The sequence below is a fragment of the Methanocella arvoryzae MRE50 genome (assembly GCF_000063445.1).
In the GTDB taxonomy this organism is placed as follows: Archaea; Halobacteriota; Methanocellia; order Methanocellales; family Methanocellaceae; genus Methanocella_A; species Methanocella_A arvoryzae.
The window spans coordinates 2,730,036-2,752,338 of the sequence record NC_009464.1; the positions used below are offsets into that span (position 1 = coordinate 2,730,036).

21 protein-coding genes are annotated in these 22,303 nt (G+C 56.3%); 9 read left to right on the plus strand and 12 right to left on the minus strand.

Annotated elements, in window-relative coordinates:
• Positions 1–2: 2 nt before the first annotated feature.
• The 10 genes from RCI_RS13380 to RCI_RS13425 form a co-directional block, all read right to left on the minus strand.
• Complete coding sequence (locus tag RCI_RS13380) at positions 3–656, minus strand: energy-coupling factor ABC transporter permease (protein WP_012036987.1); 654 nt, start codon at positions 654–656, stop codon at positions 3–5.
• Positions 656–1,597 (minus strand): energy-coupling factor ABC transporter ATP-binding protein, encoded by a 942-nt coding sequence (locus tag RCI_RS13385; RefSeq protein WP_012036988.1) that lies wholly within the window; start codon positions 1,595–1,597, stop codon positions 656–658. Before RCI_RS13385 ends, RCI_RS13380 begins: the two co-directional genes overlap by 1 nt.
• Positions 1,598–2,398, minus strand: coding sequence for a cobalt ECF transporter T component CbiQ (gene cbiQ, locus RCI_RS13390; RefSeq protein ID WP_048199374.1), 801 nt, complete (start codon positions 2,396–2,398; stop codon positions 1,598–1,600). It abuts the gene before it with no gap.
• 9 nt (positions 2,399–2,407) lie between these two features.
• Complete coding sequence (locus RCI_RS13395) at positions 2,408–2,845, minus strand: metal-dependent transcriptional regulator (protein WP_012036990.1); 438 nt, start codon at positions 2,843–2,845, stop codon at positions 2,408–2,410.
• Positions 2,846–2,945: 100 nt separating this feature from the next.
• Complete coding sequence (locus RCI_RS13400) at positions 2,946–3,440, minus strand: chemotaxis protein CheD (RefSeq protein WP_048198653.1); 495 nt, start codon at positions 3,438–3,440, stop codon at positions 2,946–2,948.
• Positions 3,430–4,062 carry a chemotaxis protein CheC gene (locus RCI_RS13405; RefSeq protein ID WP_012036992.1) on the minus strand — a complete coding sequence of 211 codons (633 nt, stop codon included), beginning with the start codon at positions 4,060–4,062 and terminating at the stop codon, positions 3,430–3,432. The genes RCI_RS13400 and RCI_RS13405 overlap by 11 nt, the downstream gene beginning before the upstream one ends.
• Positions 4,059–6,026: a chemotaxis protein CheA gene (locus tag RCI_RS13410; protein WP_048198655.1), complete on the minus strand. Its 1,968-nt coding sequence runs from the start codon at positions 6,024–6,026 to the stop codon at positions 4,059–4,061. The genes RCI_RS13405 and RCI_RS13410 overlap by 4 nt, the downstream gene beginning before the upstream one ends.
• A 3-nt stretch (positions 6,027–6,029) precedes the next feature.
• Positions 6,030–7,076, minus strand: a complete 1,047-nt coding sequence (locus RCI_RS13415) for a protein-glutamate methylesterase/protein-glutamine glutaminase (RefSeq protein ID WP_012036994.1) — start codon at positions 7,074–7,076, stop codon at positions 6,030–6,032.
• Positions 7,077–7,087: 11 nt separating this feature from the next.
• Entirely contained in the window at positions 7,088–7,450 is a 363-nt protein-coding gene (locus RCI_RS13420; protein ID WP_012036995.1) for a response regulator, read from the minus strand.
• 11 nt (positions 7,451–7,461) lie between these two features.
• Complete coding sequence (locus tag RCI_RS13425) at positions 7,462–8,355, minus strand: CheF family chemotaxis protein (RefSeq protein ID WP_012036996.1); 894 nt, start codon at positions 8,353–8,355, stop codon at positions 7,462–7,464.
• Between the two features lie 395 nt (positions 8,356–8,750).
• Between RCI_RS13425 and RCI_RS13430 the strand changes: the two genes are divergently transcribed.
• The 5 genes from RCI_RS13430 to RCI_RS13445 all read left to right on the plus strand — a co-directional run bounded on the left by RCI_RS13430 (position 8,751) and on the right by RCI_RS13445 (position 11,868).
• Complete coding sequence (locus RCI_RS13430; protein WP_012036997.1) at positions 8,751–9,089, plus strand: ArsR/SmtB family transcription factor; 339 nt, start codon at positions 8,751–8,753, stop codon at positions 9,087–9,089.
• Positions 9,090–9,092: 3 nt separating this feature from the next.
• Positions 9,093–9,215: a flavodoxin family protein gene (locus tag RCI_RS17160; RefSeq protein ID WP_148266639.1), complete on the plus strand. Its 123-nt coding sequence runs from the start codon at positions 9,093–9,095 to the stop codon at positions 9,213–9,215.
• Positions 9,205–9,645, plus strand: a complete 441-nt coding sequence (locus RCI_RS13435) for an EFR1 family ferrodoxin (RefSeq protein WP_012036998.1) — start codon at positions 9,205–9,207, stop codon at positions 9,643–9,645. The genes RCI_RS17160 and RCI_RS13435 overlap by 11 nt, the downstream gene beginning before the upstream one ends.
• 727 nt (positions 9,646–10,372) lie before the next feature.
• Positions 10,373–10,999 (plus strand): fasciclin domain-containing protein, encoded by a 627-nt coding sequence (locus RCI_RS13440; RefSeq protein WP_081477353.1) that lies wholly within the window; start codon positions 10,373–10,375, stop codon positions 10,997–10,999.
• 8 nt (positions 11,000–11,007) lie between these two features.
• Complete coding sequence (locus RCI_RS13445; protein ID WP_012037001.1) at positions 11,008–11,868, plus strand: ATP-binding protein; 861 nt, start codon at positions 11,008–11,010, stop codon at positions 11,866–11,868.
• A gap of 49 nt (positions 11,869–11,917) precedes the next feature.
• Here the strand turns inward: RCI_RS13445 and RCI_RS13450 are convergent, their stop codons facing one another.
• Positions 11,918–15,526 (minus strand): MMPL family transporter, encoded by a 3,609-nt coding sequence (locus RCI_RS13450; RefSeq protein ID WP_012037002.1) that lies wholly within the window; start codon positions 15,524–15,526, stop codon positions 11,918–11,920.
• Between the two features lie 277 nt (positions 15,527–15,803).
• On the minus strand, positions 15,804–16,298 hold the full coding sequence (locus tag RCI_RS13455) for a MarR family winged helix-turn-helix transcriptional regulator (protein ID WP_158308925.1): 495 nt from the start codon (positions 16,296–16,298) through the stop codon (positions 15,804–15,806).
• Positions 16,299–16,482: 184 nt separating this feature from the next.
• Here RCI_RS13455 and RCI_RS13460 point away from each other — a divergent pair, with 184 nt between their 5' ends.
• From RCI_RS13460 to RCI_RS13475, 4 genes are read left to right on the plus strand one after another with little or no spacing between them, the layout of a single operon-like run.
• On the plus strand, positions 16,483–19,020 hold the full coding sequence (locus RCI_RS13460; protein WP_012037004.1) for an oligosaccharyl transferase, archaeosortase A system-associated: 2,538 nt from the start codon (positions 16,483–16,485) through the stop codon (positions 19,018–19,020).
• Position 19,021: 1 nt separating this feature from the next.
• Entirely contained in the window at positions 19,022–20,281 is a 1,260-nt protein-coding gene (locus RCI_RS13465) for an outer membrane protein assembly factor BamB family protein (protein WP_012037005.1), read from the plus strand.
• Positions 20,282–20,326: 45 nt separating this feature from the next.
• Positions 20,327–21,325: a sugar phosphate nucleotidyltransferase gene (locus RCI_RS13470; protein ID WP_012037006.1), complete on the plus strand. Its 999-nt coding sequence runs from the start codon at positions 20,327–20,329 to the stop codon at positions 21,323–21,325.
• 9 nt (positions 21,326–21,334) lie between these two features.
• Entirely contained in the window at positions 21,335–22,291 is a 957-nt protein-coding gene (locus RCI_RS13475; RefSeq protein WP_012037007.1) for a UDP-glucuronic acid decarboxylase family protein, read from the plus strand.
• Positions 22,292–22,303 lie beyond the last annotated feature (12 nt).

Below are 22,303 nucleotides of genomic sequence, written 5' to 3' on the forward strand. Positions count from 1 at the left end.
ATTCATCTCCTCTCTGCTACTCTCGTAACCCCCAGCATATCGGGCCTCACTTTCTGGATGTAGGCGACGATGTACGCGGTGACGAACGCCTCTATGACTGCCATGGCTATGTTGGCGGCAGCGACGAGGGAGAGCTCGGCGAGTACCACGTCTTTGCCCTGAATGCCCGAGACCAGGATGATGCCGATCATGACCGCATTGCCGAGGAACAGCCCCAGAAAGGTGGCGATGCCAGCCGAGTAAAGCGCTCTCATCTTCATGCTCCGGGTGAGCCAGGTGTAGATAAGGAAGGCTCCGACTATTTCGGCCATGTTGACGATGGCGTTAGCCCCGATGATGCCCCAGCCTTCGTGCCCGATTGCCGCCGAGAAAACGTTCACGATGAGGACGATGACGCCGCCGACCGCGGGGCCTGCCAGGATGCCGATCAGCGGGGTCAGGCTCAGGTGGACTCCGCCGAAGACCGGTATCTCGATCTGGAAGACTGCAAAGGCCGCAGCGGTACATAGTGCAGCGAGTGTCATCAGCCTGCTGTCCATCTTTCTCACGTTGCGCAGCCAGAATATGCAGATGCCGATGATGACGAGCGCTATGATCGTCCATATGATGACCCACTGTAAGTAGAATGAGCCGTCTTCTAAGTGAATGTGTGCCATTAGATCCCTCCGCTTGCGAAGTCTTTACTGCTATTTTGGGTATCCCCCAAATTTGTTTTCAGCCTCTCCTTCAGCATCTCTTCCACACACAGTGCAAGATCCTCCGGCGTAATCGGCCTGTTGCAGGGCGATGTACCGGTGACCCTGCATATGGCCTCGTATGTCTCGGCTACCCGGGGCTTCTTCAGGCCTGATTCCGCGAGTATCTGCCCGTCGTAGAACACGTCTGCCGGCGTCCCGTCTGCGATGATGGAGCCGCCTTTGACGACGCAGATGCGATCGCACAGCCTTGCGGCCATATCCATGTCGTGCGTCGCGATAACCACGCTTATGCCATGCCTGTTCCGCAGGTCCCGGATGATCTGCTCGACTATCTCGGCATGCTGGGGATCGAGGTCCGACGTCGGCTCGTCCATGGCGATCACTTTGGGCTTCATGGCCAGGACGCCCGCAATGCAGACCAGGCGTTTCTGGCCTCCCGAGAGGTAGTTCGGCATCTTCTGGGCCAGGTGTGCGGCTCCTACTGTCTCCAGCGCTTCTTCTGCGGCCTTCTTTGCGTCTGCGATGCTCAGGCCCATGTTGATCGGGCCGAACATGACGTCGTCCAGAACGGTCGGCGCGAACAGCTGATCGTCAGACCTCTGGAAGACGATGCCCACGTTCTTCCAGATGTCCTTTCGCCTGCCCTTCATATCCGCCCCGAGCACGGCTATTCTGCCTTCCGAGGGCTCCAGCAGCCCGTTCAGGTGCTCGATCAGCGTCGACTTTCCGGAGCCGTTCGCCCCGCAGAGGCCGACGATCTCACCGGGGTGGACGCGGAAGCACATCTGGTGGATGCCTACGCTGCCGTCCGGGTAGGTGTGGCTCACGCAGTCTACGTGGATCAGCTCCTGTCCTTCAGGGCAGGCTTCATGTTGATTGGTGAATCTGTGTAACGTCATCTACAACCCCCTCCAGGCGAGGCAGGCGGTTACCGCCACGGAAAGCAGCACGAACCCGTAGTCGGCCAGCTTCATGGGCGGCAGTCTGGTCACGGCGATGTACTTGCCGCTATAGCCGCGGCTTTCCATGGCCTTGTTGATTCGGTCGGCCCTGTCGTATGAGCGGATGAACACGAGGGCGAAAACTTCGGCAAACAGCCTTCCCTGCTTTGCCACTCCTGATATCAGGCCGCTGCCCCTCGATCGCAGTGCCTTGATCATCGCGTCCACCATCTTCAGCGTGATGAAGATAAAGCGGTAGGACATCAGGAAGATCTGGTCGACAGGGGCGGGAAAGATCCGGTAGATCATCGTCGAGAAATAATTGTACTTCGTCGTCATCAGGAAGAACAGCGAGAAGGTCACGGAGATTAGCGCTTTAATCGTGAGCCGGGCTACGAGTAGCAGCCCGTTATCTGTCAGCGTCACGCTGTAGCCTGCAACGCCGATGGAAAACAGGGTATTCCCCGGCACGTTCCACATCATAAGCAGGACCAGCGATAGCACGAAGATTAGGGGCAGTGTATACCATGCGAACAGGCGCCTCAGTGGCAGTCCTGCAACGGCGTAGACCAGCAATACGGCAACATATAGCGCTGCCAGCAGAGCCATGCTTTTGATCAGCGTGATGAAGAGCACGATAACGACCAGCATCAGCGCTTTAGTCCACGGGCTCATCCTCCCGAAGAAAGTGCGGTTGTTCTCGCTGTAATACGTGATCAGGTCAAGGTCTGGAATGTGCCCGGAAGTATTGCTGGGCATGGCTCTCACCTACATGTCGTCATTCGGGCAGCAGCAGCACGTGTCGTGCTTGATCCGCCCGCAGAGGCCCATTGTCGGGTGGCCCAGCGAAGCGCAGATCCGGTCGATCGTCTCTTTGCTTACGTAGCTCTCGAATCTGGAGGCCTCGGCGCACGCCTCTTCGTGGGTGAGCCCGTAGTGGGACAGCATCAGCCCCAGAATGCGGTGCCGCCGTATCAGAAAACCTGCATACTCCCTGCCCGTATCTGTCAGCGTGACGCCCCTGTATGGGACGTGCTCGATCAGCCCGGTGACCGACAGCTCACCGATCATCTTGGTGATCGTGGACGGGTCGACGCTGAAGTCCCCTGCGATGTCTGTGGTCTTCGCCACTCCGTCCCGTTCCAGCAGGTACTTGAGCAGCTCGTTCTTTTTTGGGCTCAGCTCGTACCCGTCGATGTCTTTCATGGTTTAGGTATACTCTGCTCTATGGATATAAAAGTTTGGGGTGGTACCAAATTACTTTATAAAATTAATCCGGTGAAAGCAAGTATTAGAAAAGGATGCTCTATAGTTCGAGCGTAACGCCATCCACGTACCTGACGACGATCTTGCCGGTCGCAAGATCGAATCTCATGGTACGGCCTTTGTTGCCCAGGACTTCTTCACCGGCAATCCTGATCTTTTGCGCCTTCAGGCAGTTCCTGCAGGCGGCGACGTTGCTCTCGCCGATGTTGAAAACTCCCGTTCCGTTGCCTGCCGGCCCCTTGAACATGCTGGCGCCGCCGACCAGCCTGGCGGTCATCCCGATCGGGTCAGCCCCAAGCTTTTTCATGCGATCCACCATGGTAGGCAGGCCGACGTCGGCGTATTTTTCCATCACTGTGCCCGGCCTGGAGCGACTGCTGTCCGGCAGCATGATATGGGCCAGTCCCCCGATGCGGCCCTTCGGGTAGTAGAGGGCTACTCCCACGCACGATCCGAGGCCGATGATGGTCAGGATGCCAGCGTTTCTGGCAACCGCTATGTCCCCCATGCCTACTTTGATCTCTTCAACCGCCATTAACCTTGGCCCCGAGCAGCGTCAACATATTTTCGAGTGTCTGCGGCTCCGGCAGCAGGAGCAGGTAGCCGTTTACGTTGTTGGTTTCATTTGTCAGCGCCGTCTTGAAGAGGATCGCGTTTTTTGTGGTCTTGCCGAGATCGGCTACTATTTCGTTGATCAGGCTTCTCGCCATATCGTGCCTGTACGTCGGGGTCGAGGGCAGCATGGTGATGCCCAGAAGCTCTGCCGAAGCGTCTCCGAAGGAGGATATAAGTACGTTACCCACCTCCATCAGGGCAGACTTCTCGAGGTCCGTAATCTCCCTGGTCGTGCCTTTTTCCAGGCACATGAGCATGTCCGAGATCGAGTATGCGCTCTCCTCCGGGAAGAGCAGGTAGATGTGGCCGTCGCTGTTAGAGTCCCCGTCGATTAGCTGGAAGTAAATGCCTATTACTTTTTCGTCGGGGTTAATCAATGAGCCGATAGACTCCAGCGGGGCGATCTCTATCTCTGGCACCCTCATGTCGATGTCGTGACCGATCATTATCGAAAGCGATGTAGCCGCATGCGCGGAGCCGATGTTGCCCAGCTCTTTCAGGGAGTCCATCTGGAACTCGCTCAGTTGTGTCATGTCGTTCATTTTTTCACCTCTGTGATGGTCGCCACATCGAGGATGGGGACGACTCTGCCGTTGCCCATGATCGTGACGCCTTCCAGGCCTTTGACGTTCTGCAGCAGCCCGCCGAGCGGCTTGACGAAGATCTCCTGCTGGCTCTCGATTGAGTCTACCAGCAGCGCAACTTTTTCCTCACCTTTCTCTACGACGACAGCCGTATGCCGTTTCAGTGAAGAGTCCACTTCTACGTCGAAGAACTTGTAGAGCCTGTATAGCGGCAGGATTGTGTCTCTGATTACGATGACCTCGTTACCGTTGATGGTCTTGATGTCCTTGTCTTTCACGTATTCGGTTTCCACTACGTTGGTGATGGATATGGCGTACTTTTCCGCGCCCACGTTGACCAGCAGCGCCTGGACAATGGCGATAGTCGGGGGGAGCTTCAGGATTGTTTTCGTACCCTTGCCCAGATGGGTTTCGATCTTCACTGTGCCGCCGAGGCTCTCGATCTTGGTCTTCACAATGTCCATGCCCACGCCCCGGCCGGAGACTTCCGTGACCCTGTCGGCGGTAGAGAGGCCGGGCTTGAAGATGAGCATGACTCCTTCTTCCTCGCTCATGGCATCTGCCTGAGCCTGAGTGATCAGGCCTTTATCAATCGCCTTCCTTTTCACCCGGTCCACATCGATGCCTTTGCCGTCGTCGATGATCTCGATGATGACGTTGCTTCTCTCCCTGCGGGCGATCAGCTGGATCTGGCCAGTAGCCGGCTTGCCCTGGGCGATCCGGTCTTCGGGCTTTTCGATGCCGTGGTCCACGGCGTTGCGGATCAGGTGGTTCAGCGGGTCGCTGATCTCGTCCAGCACTGTCCTGTCAAGCTCTGTGTCCTGGCCTTCGATGGTGAACTCGATCTCTTTGCCTTCTTTCTTGCTGATGTCCCGGACTATCCTGGGGAACCTGTTGAAAACGTGGTCTACCGGAAGCATGCGGATGCGCATGACTTCGTTCTGCAAATCCGTAATCGACCGGTCGACCATGCCGAGGGTCTCGTTCAGCTCATGGATACCCTGCTTGCCGCAAATCTCGAACAGCCGGCCTCTGCTGATCACCAGCTCGCCGACCAGGTTCATGATAATGTCCAGCCTGTCTATGTCGATGCGGACACTGTGGATCACTTTAGTCCCTTCTTTGCCCGCAGGCCTCGCCGGCCCTCCCGCAGCTTCCTTCCTCACTATCTCGGTGACCTTTGCGGCGCCAATCTCTGCCACATTCCTGGCTTTCTTCTCAATTTCCCCGGCAGTCCTGTCCGACTGCAGCAGGACCGTGAACTCCTGCCCGAACCTCTCGTCTTCGATGTCCTTGATATCCGGCACCGTGCTGGCCACCTTGCCGATCTCAGAGAGCTGCTGGATGACCAGGAAGGCCCGGATACCCTTGAACTCGCAGGACTTCTCTACAGTCACGACGACCTCGAACTCTTTAGAGCCCGCAGCGGCGCCTGCCGGGATTGCCATGGACTGTACCTCCGGCGTATCTGCGGCAGCGTGAGCGGCGCCCGACGGCTGCGCTTCGTGGGCTTGCACTTGCGGCTGAGGACCGGAGCAGGCGCTGTTCACGTCCATGCTCTCGATCTCTTTCACGAGGGCTGCAACGTCGAGGCTGCCCGACTCTCCGGCCTCGATGGCGTCGACCATCGCCTCCAGCGTGTCCAGCGATTTGAAGAGAACCGTCACGACTCTGGTATCGGCGACCAGCTGCCCGTTCCGGATCCTGTCGAATAGGTTCTCGGTCCTGTGGCAGAGCGTCTCCATCTCCTTAAAGCCCATTGATGCCGACATGCCTTTGAGCGTATGGGCCGATCGAAAGATCTCCTGGATCACGTCAGCGTCGGTGGGGCACTTCTCAAGCGCCAGCAGCGAACTGTTCAGGTTCTGCAGGTGCTCCCTTGCCTCGCTTACAAACATATCCCTGTATGCAGACATATCCATTTTTTAGTACCCCTTTACCATATCGACTATTTCGTTCGCAATGTCGCCCAGCGGCGCGACCCTGTCCACGCATCCCAGCTCTATCGCCGCCCTGGGCATGCCGAAAATCACGGAGGTCTTCTGATCGCAGGCGATCGTGCGGCCTCCGTGGTCCTTGATATCCTTCAGCCCGAACGCCCCGTCGCTGCCCATGCCGGTGAGGATGACTCCCACGATCTGGTCGCCGAACGCCTTTGTAGCCGATTTCATGGTGACGTCGGCCGCCGGCCTGACTGCGTGCACCGGGGGCTCCTGGTTCAGGGTGATCAGATGGCTCAGGCCTTTTCTGATGAGCATGTGATAATTGCCGGGAGCGATCAGCGCTCTCCCTTCGAGGATGGCGTCCCCTTCCTCGGCTTCCTTGATGTCGATCTCGGAGATTCGGTTCAGCCTGTCTGCCAGCGATCTGGTGAAGCCTGCCGGCATGTGCTGGACCACCAGAATGCCTGCCTTCAGGTCGCCAGGTAGCCGGGTCAGCACTCTTTCCAGCGCTCCCGGGCCGCCTGTCGACGAGCCTATCACGACCAGCTTCCTGGCTTTGACGGCGTTCGCCTTCATGGGCTTTGCTTTCTCGGGCAGATCGCCTGTAAGGCACCGCAGCTTATCTCTGTCCACCCTGCAGGCTGCCCGGATCTTCTCAAGAAGAGGCTCCCTGACTTTGTCTATGTCCAGAGAGATCGACCCTGAGGGCTTGGGTACGAAGTCGAACGCTCCTGCCGAGAGGGCTGACATAGTCTCCCTGGCACCCTGCTGAGTCATGGCAGATAGCATGATCACAGGCGTCGGCTTTTCCTTCATGATCGCCCTGACAGCGGTGATGCCGTCCATCTTAGGCATCTCGACGTCCATGGTGATCACGTCGGGAGACAGCTTTTTAGCCATCTCGACGCCTTCCAGGCCGTTCCGTGCCGTTCCTACGACGGTGATCTCGCCGGGGACGTTAATGACGTCCGTCAGGATCGTCCGCATGAGGATCGAGTCGTCGACTACCAGTACCCTGATCAAGAGCAAACCTCGCTTTCTCAGGAGCCGAGTACTTTCTGGACTTCTTCCAGTACCTTTGGCGCCTGGAACGGCTTGACGATATAGCCTTTGGCGCCGCTCATGATCGCTGCCCTGACCATGTTCTCCTGCCCTACGGCAGTACACATGATCACCTTTGCGTTAGGATCGAATTCCCTGATCTGCTTGAGCGCCTCGATCCCGTTCACGTTGGGCATCACGATGTCCATGGTCACGAGGTCCGGCTTCAGTTCCTTGTACTTGTCGACGGCAACCGCGCCGTTTTCGGCCTCGCCGGCGATCTCGTAGCCCTTCGGGAACAGGATGTTTTTCAGCAGGGTTCGCATGAACGCCGCGTCGTCGACAATCATAATCTTTGCCAAGTCTTATCCTCCTATTTTTTCTCAGTGGTAAAGTTGCTCATCATGTCTGTGACAAACTTGACCCCCTTGGGAGTCAGCTCGAGCTCTCTTCTGACCCGGACGACATTCGCCATGCCGAGCTTCAGGAGATTGTCGTAATATTGATCCATGGTCTTGTTGTCGATGTTCAGCATCGACTGGATGGTGTTCGAATCCACTCCGCTGTAGATCAGCGTCGCCACCTGGCCTTCGATGTCAGTCAGCTTCTGATCTTCTCCCAGGCTGTTGTACTTCTCCATCAGGTCGGTGAGATACCTCTCCAGCAGATCCATGGTATTGTCAGGGCACAGTACGATGCTGCTGAGCGACTCGTTCTTCTCGAAGTAGTCGATGGAAAGCACGTAGCGGTCCTTCCCGCCCATCTTCCTCGCCTCGCGCTTGATCTTGGTGATGCTGTCCAGCCCGACGCGGACCTGCTTGTCTTTGGATATGAACCAGATCGACTTCTGGGTAGCCAGCAGCAGTCCTTTATCCCAGGCTACGTTAGTCAGGACTACGCCTCCCCGGGAGGCGGGGGAAATATAATAGATGCTCGTCTTGAACGCGTCGGAGATGAACTGGATGAGAAATTTCCGCAGCGTCTCCAGAGCATGTGGGGATGCAGAGAGAGCGTATGACTTGAACTTGCCCTCGTCGTAGCGTGTCATGACCAGGATGTGCCTCTCTCCCGCCATCCTCATGTCCACGTCTTCCAGGCCTTTCAGCGGGATGGCCTGCGTCGCAGTAGCCGTGCTGAGCTTGAAATTCAGGTTAGTTATGGTTAGCAGGCCATTTTTCACCCATGCTCTCTCGTCGAACGGCCCTTCGGGTTTCGGGGGAAACATAAAGTCTACGTTCGTCTTAGCCAGCACTGTTTCATTTTCCATAACAGATCACCCATGATCATGCCCTGTGCAGCCGGGCTTTTACCCGATTGCCGAACTCGCTTCAAATTGTTTGTCCGGTACCCCCACACCGGCTCACAGGGTTATTTTACGTACGGTTGAGTATACTGACCATTTAAACAGGCTATATTAAAAAATATTTTGTCGAAATAATAGAATTATAGTGCGTGAATTACAAAAAGGTAATTTAAAATGGGCTATTATTGGAAATGGGGCATAATGTAGGCTTCTAGTACCGGCCTGAACAGATGCACCACGCAGACAAGGGGCCTTGATGAACAGCGGATATTCAGTGTGAGCTTCTATTGGCATCCGGCGTTACGACCCTCAACCGGAAAGTACATAACAATATGCGCATATAGCTATATTGTTATACTATGGACTGCGATTCTACGTGCGAGCTGTCGAAACGGATGGCGGAAGTTTTCAAAGCCCTCGGCGACGCTAACCGGATGTACCTGATCTACCTCCTGGCTTCGGACGGAAAGGAGCGGATATGCGTTACTGAGCTGGCGGAGCAGCTGGGGATCTCCCAGCCGGCAGTTTCCAGGCATCTGAGCACTTTGAAGCACGCCGGAATTGTGAAATCTGAAAAGGATGGCAACCGCATCTACTACACGTTCGATCGGGAGGCAATGGTCCGGTACAAGGCGAACATCGATCTCCTGTTCGGGAACGTGATGCAGAAGTGCGACCGGCTGGAAAAGAGGGGCTAAAGTATGGCAGCAACGATCTATTATTTTACGGGCACCGGGAACTCGCTCTATGTAGCGAGGACTGTAGCTCAAAAGCTCGGCGACTGCAAGCTCGTCAACATGGCGAAGCCTGGTTATGCCGGATAATGCCTATATCGGGATCAACCTCGTCACCCCTGTCGAGAAGCGGGAAGGTGTGCTGAAAGCGGCAGATCGGGAGCTCGCTAAGATCGTCGAAGCGTTGATGAAGAAGGAACAGGTTGTCTCAAAGGAGAACGCTTTAAAGTGGCGTGCCCTCGGTAGCCTTTCAAGCACTTTTGCAGCAATAATCTACCGGCTGCCCCGGCGGTATCATACCACTGACAAGTGCAACGCCTGTGGCACCTGCGTCAAAGTGTGCCCGGTCAACAACGTGACATTGACTGACAGGAAGGTCACCTGGGGCCCGAACTGTATACACTGTCTGGCCTGCTTCCACTGGTGTCCGGCCAGAGCTGTAGAGATCGGCGGGAAATCTGCTGATATCGCAAGGTACCATCACCCGGCGATTAGCGTTAAGGATATTATGATAAAATAGGGGTCAAATACGGACGGGGCCACTACCTCCAGCTATTTAACTCCTCTTCAACATTTTCATGTAGATCATATGCATGAAGTAGCGCTTGCATTCTCTGATTGTCCGGGTTCGGTGAGACAGCAAGACGATCGCTGCGCTGTGCTGGGACACAGATTTAACAGATTGTACAGATTGCACAGATGAACACAAAAGATAAAACAGGTAATGATCGCCACTATCCGACTGATTCGACGACCATCTGTCTAATCTGTCTAATCTGTACAATCTGTGTCCAGGCACAGCGCAGCGATCGTCATCACATCGCCCGCATCGGACGCCTGCAAGTGCAGGCGTCCTGGCGGGCGAACTAGTGGGATAAGATCGTACTGTTTCTCTAATAAGGATAATTAGTTCCTTATTGTATAACGAAAACGAATTATGAGACAGCCATCTTGGCTCCTTAGCGTTCCATGAAAAATGAGCTCTTGGCGAGCTTGGCTCCTTGGCGTGCCTGGCGGTATTTTCGACTCACACAGGGCCAACTTTCAATTTTTCATAGCCTCTACCTGAATACCACATTTTTCATAAGGCGAGTGCCTTGTAGTATTCCCGACCGATACAGGTCCAACTTTCAATTCGAGGGCCGGGCAGGTTTTCGTAGAGCTATCCGGATCGTTCAGGCCGCCCGTGAGAAAAATTTGTTAAATCTATCAATTCGCCATGCATCCCTGATAGATCGGTGGTATGAATGGATAAACTGAGAACAGTCCTGTGTGTCTTGATTTTTTCTTCGCTCTTACTGGCCCTTGTAGCCCCGGCGCAGGCGCAGACGCAGGGGATATCAGGTAATACGAAAGCCAGCGCTATGGTGCCTGTAGAGCGATCTGACAAAGATATGCTCCCGGCAATGATGGAGACTAAAGACCTCAGCATCGCTTCGACAGCGATGAAAACGGCAGGGCTGGAAGGCATGATGATGCCCGGAGGTAAATACACGCTGTTCGTCGCCTCGGATACGGCCCTGAACGCCACGAGCCCGGACATGAAAAATGCGATGAGGGAAAAGCTGAACGATAAACGGGTAGCCCGTGAATTTGTCAACGGTCACCTGGTTAACCGGATGGTTACGCCTGACGAGTTAACGGATGGCAGGATGCTCACCACTCTGAACGGGATGCCGCTGAAAGTCAGCAGGGCAGAAGGGAAGATTATGTTGGACGACGCCACACTCCTCAAGGCCATCGAGACTAATGATGGCATTGTCTACGTGATGGACAAGATTCCCTCAGCGATAGGGGGAATGATGGAGCAGATGGGCATGATGCCTCCGGCCACCAGAAACTTTATAAGTTCGCATGCATACGAACTTAATTGAGCGTTTTTATGAAGCGGAAGATTATAGAAATCGACGAAGATAAGTGCACAGGATGCGGGCAGTGCGTCCCCGACTGCCCGGAGGGAGCTATCCAGATCATCGACGGTAAGGCCCGGCTAATCAGTGATTTATTCTGCGACGGCCTGGGCGCGTGTATCGGCACGTGTCCTGAAGGCGCTATATGTGTGGTCGAGCGGGAAGCCGCTCCTTATGACGAAAAGAAGGTCATGGAGAACATCGTCCGGCAGGGCCCGTCCGTCATCAAGGCTCACCTGGAACACCTCGCCCACCACGGGCAGACCGATTTCTACAACCAGGCGATCGAATACCTGAACGAGCACAAGATCAGCGTGCCCGGCATGGCGCAGGCCGGCGGCTTACCTCACGCGCCTGCTACGGGCGGTATACCTCACGCACCCCACGCCGGCTGCCCGGGATCGATGATGAAGAGCATTACCCGAAACCGCCCTGCTTCCGGTCAAAAATCGACAGAAAAGGCCGAGTCCGAGCTCCGGCAGTGGCCGGTACAGCTTAAGCTCCTGAACCCCGCAGCTCCATATTTCGACAATGCCGACCTGCTGATCTCGGCAGACTGCGTTCCCTTCGCCTACGCAGGCTTCCATACCGAGCTCCTCCGGGACAAGATCGTCATTATCTTTTGCCCGAAGCTGGACTCGGACCTCGAAGGCTATGTCACTAAGCTGGCGGAAATCTTCAAGAGACACACGATTAAGTCCATCACGGTCGCCCGCATGGAAGTCCCCTGCTGCAGCGGCGTGCGCAGCGTCGTGGACAAGGCGCTGGAAAGATCGGAGAAGAAGATTGAGGTCAGAGAGAAGATCATCACGATACAGGGCGATTTGAAGTAAAAAAGTAAAGCTGGGGCAAACTCCCCAGCACTGTTGTTTTGCTTGGGCTTTACTCTTTCTTTGTTTTCTCGGGCACCACCAGCTTTGCAGGTTCTGCTACTTTATCCTCACCCGGCTTCGCCGGCTCTTCACGGTCCTCAGACCTCTGGCCCCCGAAGGGCCACCACCAGTTCCACTTGCCCATGATGATCATGATCGCGGGTACCACGATCATGAGCATCAGCGTGGCGTCGATGAGCACGCCGGAACTTAGGGCGAAGCCTATCTGCTGCATCATCTGCATGCTGGACAGCATGAGGGTGCCGAACGCTCCAGCCATGATGAAGGCGCAGATCAGGATGATCAGCCCGGTCGAGGAGATCGCTTTTTTGATCGCTTCCCTGTCGCTCCTGCCTTTCTGCTTTTCTTCCAGGATCCTCGTCACGAGGAAGATGTCGTAGTCTACGCCCATGCCCATGAGGGCACAGAACAGCATCATGGGGAGCATGAAGATCATCGTCGCCCCCTGCCCTATCTGGTAGACTATTACGTAGGCTGCGAGGGTAATGCAGATGCTCAGGGATAGCGTGAGCAGAATGCGGAGCGGGAGGAATACCGACCGCAGCAGCACGATCAGGATGAGCAGGATGCCCACGATGACGATGGGCAGGACAACCATGAAGCCGTTGATGTTGGCAGCCTCTACGTCTCTCGTCATGGCCGGGGAGCCTCCCACGTGGAACTCCGTGCCTTCGAGGGCTCCGGTGCTGTTATCCTTGAACATGGCCCGCATCTCATCGATGGCGTGGAATGCGTCATTGGAGTACGGGGAGCCGTTGAACGAGGCATAGATTACCGTGGTGCGGCCGTCTAAGCCGGTCGCGTTGTCCATATATTGCTCGTAGTACGCCTTCTCAACCATCGAGTAGCCGGACAGGTTAGCGTACGTGATGGTCTCGCCGTCGGGGCGGGTCATGGAGTAGACTTTATCCACGCCGTGGATGCCGCTGATCATGGCGGAGATGTTCTCTATCCTGTCCATTGCGGCCACTGACTGGTTGCCCGAGTCGTCGGTCAGGTTCACCGGCAGGGTGGCCGTGATCATGACCCTGCCCATCAGGCTGCTGCCCATGGACTCTTCCAGCACGTCGTAGCCTGTCTTGCTTTCCACGTTGTCCGGCAGCATCGAGACCATGTCCATGCCCGTGCTGAGCTGGGCGGCGAAGAAGATCGCCGGCACTGCCAGCAGCACTGCGAGGGCCACGATGACCTTTGAGCGCTTCATCACGTTACTGGTGAGCCTGTCCCATAAGCCCGTCAGGGTCTGGCCCGACTTCACGTTGAAGATCTTGTTGGGCCAGAACAGGCGATCGCCTACCAGCATCAGTACCGCCGGGATCAGTGTTAGAGCGGTGATCATCGAGACGATCAGGCCGATGGATATGCCGGCGCCGATTGAGGTAAACATGCCCTGGCCGCTGAAGACCAGCGCGCCGAAGCCCAGCGCCGCTGTCAGGCCGCTGGAGGTGATGCTCTTGCCGGCGTGCTCAACCATGGTGACAACGGCAGTCTTCTTATCTCTGCCCTCGCGCCGCTCTTCGACGTACCTCGAGAGCATGAAGACGCAGTAATCGATGCCTGCGCCCATCATGATCACGACGATCAGGGTCTGGATGATGTAGTAAAGATCCATATAGTAGCTGATGATCGTCAGCGCGCCCATGGTGCTCACGATGGCCACGCCGATGGCTGCCAGAGGCACGAACGGGGTCAGGACCGACCTGAAGTACAGCAGCAGGAGGATCAGCACGACCAGTATGGTGAACTTGTCGATGTTGCTGATGTCGCTCATCGAGGCCTTCTCCGTATCTGTAGTCATGGCTCCCGAGCCGGTCACGTAGGCGTTGACCGAGGAGAATTCTCCCCCGGCTTTCAGGTCGATGATATGCTTCCTGAGCTGTGCGATGTCGGCGTTGATAATGTCGGTGTCCACCGCGCTGTCAGCGTCCAGGGCCACCAGGAAAAGCGTCACGTTACCCGCGGTCAGGCTTTTCGTGATCTGGTCCGGGAAAATCCTGGGGCTGTTGTAGTCGTGGGTGTCCGCCCAGTTGCCCGCGAAGGCTTCCAGCTCGGAATCAGAAAGGTTCCTGTCGAGGTCCAGCAGGGCAAAGAAGTAAGAGTTGTCCCCGCCTGTCGTGTTCATGCTGTCGACGATCTTCCCCACGACGTAAGCCTTGATGCTATCGTTTGAGGCGTTGCGGCCGAGGTTGTAGACCTCCATGATAGTCTGGTTCTCGGAGGCGTTCTTGCCAGCCATCGCCTGTCTCAGCACGTAGTCGGCGACAGTGGAATTGTTCGGCTTCGGGCCCCAGCCAAAGATCTCTTTCACTGTGGCGGTCTCAGACTCGTTCATGTCCCTGGTGATCTTCCGCAGGACGTAGTTGTTAGCCTCTTCTTCGGTCGGGTTGCCCAGGTCCCAGGCTTCCTGGATGAGCTGCCTGGCATCCGGGTCGTCCGTGCTCTCCTTGGCCTTCTGTACCAGATAGTCGGCTATCCGGTCAGGGCTGGGGTTCCTGCCCATGTAATAGATGTCTTTGACTGCCTGGAACTGATCGTCGGTGACGCCCGGCATCGAGCGGGCTCCAGCCAGCACCATGTTATCGTAGGCATCTGCAGAGGGGTTTGGGCCGAGGTCGTATACTGCCTCGAGCTGTGGCTTGTAGCTGTCCTCCAGGTTCCCCTGCGCCATGGCAGTGTTGACGCAGAAAGACTTGACTGTGGCCGGGCTGTAAGAGTCGTAGCTCATGCCGGCGTAGGCTGCCTGAAACATGGCACTCTGGACCGGATCAGTTATACCTGCCAGAACCTGGGGGAACGCTGCCTGAATGGCTGCTTTAGCCCTCTCGTCAGGGTTGGCGATGGAATTGATGCCGGGGCTGTTCCAGGCACCGTAAAATGCGGACAGGTACCCGGAGGCCGGGCCGCTGGCACTACCGCTTACCGCGCTGTAGGCTGCCTGGCTTCTCTGTGAATCGTTTAAAGCCGGGTCCTGGGAAGCCTGCTGGTATGCGCCGACGAATCCGTGAGGCAGTCCATAGATCATGTCGGGGGCAGCTTTGATCTGGTACATACCATCGTGACCAGAGACGAGCTTATCTCTGCCAGCGTAAAGCTGGCTGCTCATCGAGAGCATCTGCCGCTGGCCACGGTGGATCTGGTCGTTGATCTGCAGGGCAGCCTCTTTCAGGTCGTACATGCCCTTGCTGGTGTTGAGCAGCATATCGGTGGCATTATACATCTCGAAGTTCGCCTTCGAAATATTTTCGTATCCGGCGTGCAGCCCTTCGTGAAGGTCGGGTGTCATGCTGACCAGCATCGCCCGCTGCATGCCGCAGAGGGAAGTGGTGCTTGACAGGTTCTGGATCGCGCTGTCGTTAACGACAGTAGAGTTGAGCCTCCTGATGAAGTCGGAGGCCGCAGTCCGGTTATCTGACTCGACGACTACGATCAGTTGCGTAGTTACCGGGGCCGGGAACTGGGCGTCGTAAATATCCTGGGCTCTGGACGAGTCCGTGTCCTTCGGCATGAAGTTCGTCGCGTCGTACTTCAGTGTGTCAGAGAGGTTCAGCGCCAGCGGCGCCATGAGTATCAGAATGAGTACCCATACTCCGATGACCACCAGCGGTTTGCTGGCGATTAGTTCACCGAGTTTCTTGAATATATTAACACCTTCTCTCGTTGCGGTTGTGACAGGCAGCCGGATAAGCCGGATACCCTTTCATCAAAGGCTGTTCATATTTAGTAAGTGGGCTTACTAAGCGCAACTTATACCTTTGCTTACTATAAATACTTTGGGACTTCGACAGGTAAGTTTAAATACGGTGCCATCGCAATATATCCTTTCATTTTTCAGTTACCTGTTGTAAAAAGATAGCTTATTTGCCCTTTCGATTAATTTAACGTAGCCTGTTCAATATTTTGATAAAAGTATCCATGTCCTCGCCGACAGCGGCGAAGAACTCCTGATCGAACTTGATGGCCTCTTTCAAGGCGACGTCTATAGTTTCTCTTCCCTTGTCAGTGATCACGAGGGATTTCGCTCTCCTGTCGACCGGGTGGTCCTGCCTGTCGATATAGCCCTTCTTTTCCAGAGTGCGCAGCACCTCGGAAACCATCATCTTATCCGCGCTCAGGAAGGCCGCAAGGTCCGCCTGGGTGACCAGCTTGCCGTTTTTGGTTATCATCATCAGGCTGGCCAGCATGGTCAGCTGAGTGCTGGTGAGGTCGAAGCCGGCGAGCCTTTCCTTAATCCGCTTCTGCCAGGTGTGGATAACCTCAAGCAAAAGGAAGCTCGGGCTGGCCGTGAGCATGCTCATCTCCGGCGACATCTCTTTCCAGTCATCTTCGGGGGCCGGGCAAGGCATGGGATCTTTATCCCACTCGACGTCCATGTTCGGGTAAATGTTCGTGGCATGATAAAAATTTATCGTCTCGTCCTGCAGCATTACCTCCCCTGCATGTCTGGCAGCCGGCGATGCGAACCGGCCGACGTATGCCTGTATTTTGGGCAGACAGCATTCTTTCGGACACCACTAACTATTAAATAAAAGAATATGATTAAGTAATGGTCCTATCATGAGCTCTTCGAAGAAGAAGTCACGTGCACCTAAACAGAAGCTCCCTGAGGTCACGATCGACAAAACCGTGGCAGTTACCTCTTCTACTCAGGAACCCGCCGCGGAAATGCCTGCTGCCGCCCTGAATCCGGAAGCGCCGCAGACTCAGGCCTCTCTGGCAAGCAAAATACTTTCTATGAAGCTGTCGCTTTCCAGTTTTCTGTTGCTGGGCATCCTCGCCGTAGGCCTGGCTTTCAGGATGCTGCCCTCTACCTATGCCATCCGGGATGGCTACGTGCTGTTCGCAGAGTTCGACCCTTACTATCATATGCGCAGGATCACCTACGCCGTCGAAAATTTCCCGTTCACCAACGTGTTCGACCCGTATGTGAACTACCCACACGGCTTCTTCGTGGGCTGGCCGCCGCTCCTCGATGTGATGGGAGCTACCCTGGCCTTGATCGTCGGCCTCGGCAATCCTGACACTTTTACCATCGAGATCGTGTCGGCCTTACTGCCGGTGGGCCTCGGCCTGCTTGCCATCGTGGCTGCATACTTCTTCGTCAGGGACGTCTTTAACGAGAAGGTAGCGCTGCTGGCGGCGTTCGTCATGGCCATCCTGCCGGCCTCCATCTTCCGGGCCAGCTTCGGATACGTCGACCACCACGTGCTGGAAGTCCTGCTCTCGCTGACTACATACGTGCTCTTCATGCGGGCGGTGTCCCGGGCAAAGGCGCAGGGGCTGACGCTGCGGAACCTGACGCAGAACCGGGAGCCGGTGATCTACGCTGCCCTCGCCGGCGTAGCCACGGCTGCCATGGTCTTCGCCTGGGATGGGGCGCCTATCTTTCTCGGCATTATCGTTCTTTACTCGCTGCTACAGTACACCGTCGATGCGTGGAGAAAGGATAGCTCTGAATATCTCTCTTCAGTCGGCATCGTCACTGCAGTCGTAGCCCTCCTCCTCGTAGGTCCGGCAGCGGTTACCAGCTACCATGGCATGCGATTCGAGATCAGCGCCATACACCTGTCTCTCTTCCATCTGATTTTAATGGCCGGCCTGGCCGGATTTTTCCTGTGCATGGAAGGCCTGCGCCTGGCCGTAGCCAGGGCTAAAGCACCATGGTTTGTCCTTCCCGCGGGTATCGTCATACTGGGCGCTATCGGAGCGCTCGTCGTCAAAACTTTCCTGCCGGCCGTATTCCATAACCTGGAAGCCGGCCTCACTTTCCTGCGGAGCGGGAGCCTCGTTCTCTCATCAATCTCCGAAGTGGCGCCGCTGCTCTACTGGACAGGGCAGTTTTCGCTGACCCTCATCGAAGCTTTCCTCTCCTCGGCAGTGCTGCTGGCCATTGTGGGGATGGCATGGTTCATCTATCTGTTCCCGGCCAGGCGGCCTTCTAACGAGGAGATCTTTTTCCTCACCTGGTCGGTGGCCATTATCGTTCTCGGGCTGCTGCAATCCCGGTTCATCTACCTTCTCGGGGCTTGCGTGGCAATATATGCGGGCTACGGGATGTATAAGATCCTGGCTACTGCCGGGCTGGAACAGCTGCTCGAAGGGCTTCGCAAGCCTGTAAAAGAGCAAAGCCGGGCTCGCAATCCTGTAAAAGTCCCGCCTCTGCTGATAGTCGCCGCTGTCCTCTTACTGCTGCTGCTCGCGCCTACGGCTTACGCTTCCTATACCCGGTATACGACTCCGGAGCCCTATACCATGGACTGGAACCAGGCGGCGCTGTGGCTCAAAGACAATTCGCCCGCTACTTCATTCACCTATTCGGCAAACATGAGCGCCAGGCCCGAGTACAGCGTCATGAACTGGTGGGACGACGGCAACTTTATCCTGTACCGGGCTGAGCGGCCTGCAGTCTCTAATAATTTCCAGACCGGCATCGATGCCTGTTCCAGGTATTTCATTGCCCAGGACGAGGCCTCCGCCAATCAGATCATGGATGAGCATAACAGCCGCTATGTGATGATAGACAAGCGTATGACCTCGGGCACTCTCGGCTACAGCATCGGAACGTTCGAGAACATGCCGACGCTTGCCGGCGAGGATCCTTCCCGGTACTTCATGACCTACCGGATGCCTCAGCCGTACAGGTCGGAAATCGCCTACGAAGGGAACGACCGGTACTACGGCACGATGTTTTCCCGGCTCTGGTACGGGTGGGGCTGTGGCGGCATGAGCCCGATCGGAGGGCTCCAGAACGGCCTTGAGCACTACCGGCTCCTGTATATCACCGATGGCGTAGATCCTGTCATGATCTTCGAGTACGTCAGGGGTGCGACCATTTCCGGCACATCGGAGCCCGGCGCTAAAGTGGAGATCAGGCTGAACGTGACTTGCGGGGACACTACCAGAATTTATAATAGCATCGCCACAGCCGACTCCTCCGGGGCCTACAGCTTTACCGTGCCTTACCCGACCGGCATGGCTGGCGACGTCCGGACAGGCCCTGAATACACAATCACCTCGGGCGCAGGGACAGTAAAGGTCCAGGTGCCGGAGGATGCTGTCACCGATGGCAGGACCATTACCGCCGGAGGTATGTGAAGTGAGAAAAGCACTGGCAATTGCATTACTCCTCGCCATGCTGGCTACCGTGCCCGCTCAGGCGATCGCAGAGGACTGGACAATGGTCAGGAAGAATGTGCAGCACACCTCTTATACTGGCGAAAAACTGTCTCCTCCCCTCGAGGCGGCCTGGGTGAACAACGTAGGCAGCGGTATCATCGGCTCTGCGGTGATCCACGGCAATACTGTCTATTATGCGAACGGCGCGGGGAACGCTCTGACTGCGGCCGACCTGGCCACTGGTAAGGTGCAGTGGATTTTCAGGACTGACGGCTCCATTGAGAATACGCCCGCGCTGGCGAACGATACTCTGGTTTTCGGCTCGTATGACAGCCACGTCTACCGGGTCCGCATATCGGACGGGTCGCTCGTATGGAAAACGCCTGTAGGCGACGGCATGTACTCATCGCCGCTGGTCTACGATGGCCGGGTTTACGCTGGTACTGATGGCAGCAACTTCTACGCACTGGATCTGGCCACTGGCAACGTTGTCTGGAAGCTGGAGCGTAACACGACTCAGGCCTCACCCGCCGGCGATCAGGGCAAAGTCTTCATCGGCATGCATGACGGCCACGTCTACGCGCTGGACGCGGCGACGGGCAACGTAGTATGGTCTTACGATACAGCCAGCCAGATACACGCCTCCCCCATGATCTTCGACGGCAAGGTCTTCATCGCCACCCGCGGCGGCGAACTCTTCGCGTTCGACGAGGCTTCAGGGGCAGTACTCTGGCAGGCTGACCTGGGCTACAGGGCAGACACCACGCCTTCGGCAGATCCGGAGCAAGGCACGGTTGTCGTTGGCACGTATGGCGGTTATGTGAAGGCGTTCCACGCGGATAATGGAACGCTGAAGTGGGCCTCTGGGTTCTACGGGCCGATGTACTCGACGCTTACTATATCCGGCGACTCGATCTATGGAGTTACCCAGGACGGCTGGATATTCGCCCTCGACAGAGAGGACGGATCGGGCTTGTGGGGCACAGACCTCGGCGGAGTGACCTTCGCGTCTCCCGTAATTGCGGGCGGACGCCTGGTGATCGGCACTCTGGCCGGACAGGTCATCGCTTTCAAAACCTCCGCAGCATTGCCCTCTCCCTCGCCTGCACCGGCCACTTCTGATGTGCTCCCGGCAGTACCGGGAGATCAGGTGGCCACCCCTGTCCAGACCCCGTTCCCGGGAGTCATGGCAGCCATCGGCATGCTCCTTCTTGCCTTTATCCTTGGCAGGCGGCGATAAAAGTATATAACATGCAGGCCATTGGCAATCTTAGAGGAGTCTGAAATGAAGGTGGTCATACCCGCAGCAGGCGCCGGAAAGCGGCTCTACCCCCACACGTATACAAAGCCCAAGCCTATGGTATACGTGGCCGGTAAGCCGATCATCGGCCACATCCTCGACAAGGCCGTCGATCTGCAGCCTGACGAGCTGATCATTGTGGTCGGGTATATGAAAGAGAAGCTCATCGACTATGTAGATGAGCATTACTGCGGTATTTTTAAGAAGATCACGTATGTCCACCAGGATCAGCAGCTGGGCCTCGGGCACTCGATATACGTGGCCCGGGAAGCGATCGACGATGCTCCGATCATGATAGCGCTCGGGGATATGATATTCAAGGGCGGGTACAGCGACTTTGCCAGGCTGCACGCGTGCAACGGAAAGTGCTCAGGCTCTATCGGGGTAAAGGAAATCGATAACCCGAGCCACTATGGCATCGTATTCCTCAATGGCGACGGCACGATCAAGAAGATGGTGGAAAAGCCGAAGAAGTCCTCCTCCCGGCTCGGCATCGCGGGCGTCTACTTTATAGACGATACGCCCGGGCTGATCAGGGCTCTAGAAAAAGTGGTTGAAAACAGGGGTGAGGGAGAGGTGCAGCTGACCGACGCGCTCCAGAAGGCCATCGAGGCAGGCTCGGACTATAAACCTTTCGAAGTGAGCAGCTGGTACGACTGCGGCAGGCCTGAGTCGCTGCTCGAGGTCAACAGGCTCCTGCTGGCTGAAAAGAGTAAGATGAGCTGGAAGCCCCGGAACTCTATCCTGATCGAACCGGTATGCGTGGGACAGGACGTCGAGATCGAGAACTCTATCATTGGGCCTAACGTCTCAATTTCAGACGGGGCCAGAATTACGAGTTCCATCATCGAGGACAGCATCATCGGCTCGCATGCCGAAATCAGGCGGATGGCCCTTCGCTCGTCCATCGTCGGTGACGGAGCGATCATTTCCGGAAAAGCCAACTCCCTGAACATCGGGGATTCTTCCACAATTGAGTTTTAGGTGATATTCATGACAGTGACATCGCTGGTTACGGGTGGCTCGGGCTTCATCGGCTCTCACCTCTGCGAATACCTGCTCGGGAAAGGCGAGAACGTCATAGCAGTCGACAACCTCGGCAGCGGGCGCCTCGAAAATATAGGCGGGGTCATGGGCAACGATCGGTTCAGGTTCATCCGGCATGACATCCGGGAGCCCTTGCAGATCGACGGCAAGATCGATTTTGTGTACAACCTGGCCTCGAGGGCGTCTCCGGTGGACTTCTTCACCCAGGCGGAAGAGATCCTGATGACCAACAGCCTCGGCACGTACAATATGATCCAGCTGGCCCTGGAAAAGAAAGCCCGGTTCCTGGAAGCCTCGACATCGGAGAGCTACGGCGATCCGACTATCAGCCCCCAGCCTGAGACCTACTGGGGTAACGTCAACCCGATCGGTCCCCGGGGCTGCTATGATGAAGCCAAGCGGTTTTCCGAAGCGCTCACCATGGCCTTCGTCAGGTACCACGGGCTCGATGGCAGGATCATCCGGATCTTCAACACTTACGGCCCGAGAATGCGCCCGGATGACGGGCGGGTGGTGCCGAACTTCACCATGCAGGCGCTGGCCGGGGAGCCGATGACTGTTTACGGTGAAGGCAGCCAGACCCGCAGCTTCTGCTATGTGTCGGACCTGGTTCGGGGGATATACCTCGCGATGAACCGGGATGTCAGGGGCGAGGTTATCAACCTCGGCAACCCCACGGAGATGACTGTGCTGGAGTTCGCGAAGAAGATCAAGGCCATAACTGGCAGCAGCAGCGAGATCGTGTTCAGGCCGCTGCCAGAGAACGATCCCATGCAGCGCAGACCTGATATTGGAAAGGCGAAGAGGCTGCTGGGGTGGGAGCCGGAAGTCGGGCTCGACGAAGGATTGCAGCTGACGATCGAGTGGTTCCGGCAGAGCCTGAATTGTCCGAAGCCAGCTTGAAAATGGTTAAAT

What these genes read in the sequence shown, in the direction of transcription:
- RCI_RS13435 (WP_012036998.1), top strand. Translation starts at nt 9,205, where the DNA reads ATGCCGGATAATGCCTATATCGGGATCAACCTCGTCACCCCTGTCGAG.
- RCI_RS13470 (WP_012037006.1), top strand. Translation starts at nt 20,327, where the DNA reads ATGAAGGTGGTCATACCCGCAGCAGGCGCCGGAAAGCGGCTCTACCCC.
- cbiQ (WP_048199374.1), bottom strand. Translation starts at nt 2,398, where the DNA reads ATGCCCAGCAATACTTCCGGGCACATTCCAGACCTTGACCTGATCACG.
- RCI_RS13430 (WP_012036997.1), top strand. Translation starts at nt 8,751, where the DNA reads ATGGACTGCGATTCTACGTGCGAGCTGTCGAAACGGATGGCGGAAGTT.
- RCI_RS13460 (WP_012037004.1), top strand. Translation starts at nt 16,483, where the DNA reads ATGAGCTCTTCGAAGAAGAAGTCACGTGCACCTAAACAGAAGCTCCCT.
- RCI_RS13440 (WP_081477353.1), top strand. Translation starts at nt 10,373, where the DNA reads ATGGATAAACTGAGAACAGTCCTGTGTGTCTTGATTTTTTCTTCGCTC.
- RCI_RS13395 (WP_012036990.1), bottom strand. Translation starts at nt 2,845, where the DNA reads ATGAAAGACATCGACGGGTACGAGCTGAGCCCAAAAAAGAACGAGCTG.
- RCI_RS13445 (WP_012037001.1), top strand. Translation starts at nt 11,008, where the DNA reads ATGAAGCGGAAGATTATAGAAATCGACGAAGATAAGTGCACAGGATGC.
- RCI_RS17160 (WP_148266639.1), top strand. Translation starts at nt 9,093, where the DNA reads ATGGCAGCAACGATCTATTATTTTACGGGCACCGGGAACTCGCTCTAT.
- RCI_RS13475 (WP_012037007.1), top strand. Translation starts at nt 21,335, where the DNA reads ATGACAGTGACATCGCTGGTTACGGGTGGCTCGGGCTTCATCGGCTCT.
- RCI_RS13380 (WP_012036987.1), bottom strand. Translation starts at nt 656, where the DNA reads ATGGCACACATTCACTTAGAAGACGGCTCATTCTACTTACAGTGGGTC.
- RCI_RS13405 (WP_012036992.1), bottom strand. Translation starts at nt 4,062, where the DNA reads ATGAACGACATGACACAACTGAGCGAGTTCCAGATGGACTCCCTGAAA.
- RCI_RS13410 (WP_048198655.1), bottom strand. Translation starts at nt 6,026, where the DNA reads ATGGATATGTCTGCATACAGGGATATGTTTGTAAGCGAGGCAAGGGAG.
- RCI_RS13385 (WP_012036988.1), bottom strand. Translation starts at nt 1,597, where the DNA reads ATGACGTTACACAGATTCACCAATCAACATGAAGCCTGCCCTGAAGGA.
- RCI_RS13400 (WP_048198653.1), bottom strand. Translation starts at nt 3,440, where the DNA reads ATGGCGGTTGAAGAGATCAAAGTAGGCATGGGGGACATAGCGGTTGCC.
- RCI_RS13425 (WP_012036996.1), bottom strand. Translation starts at nt 8,355, where the DNA reads ATGGAAAATGAAACAGTGCTGGCTAAGACGAACGTAGACTTTATGTTT.
- RCI_RS13455 (WP_158308925.1), bottom strand. Translation starts at nt 16,298, where the DNA reads ATGGACGTCGAGTGGGATAAAGATCCCATGCCTTGCCCGGCCCCCGAA.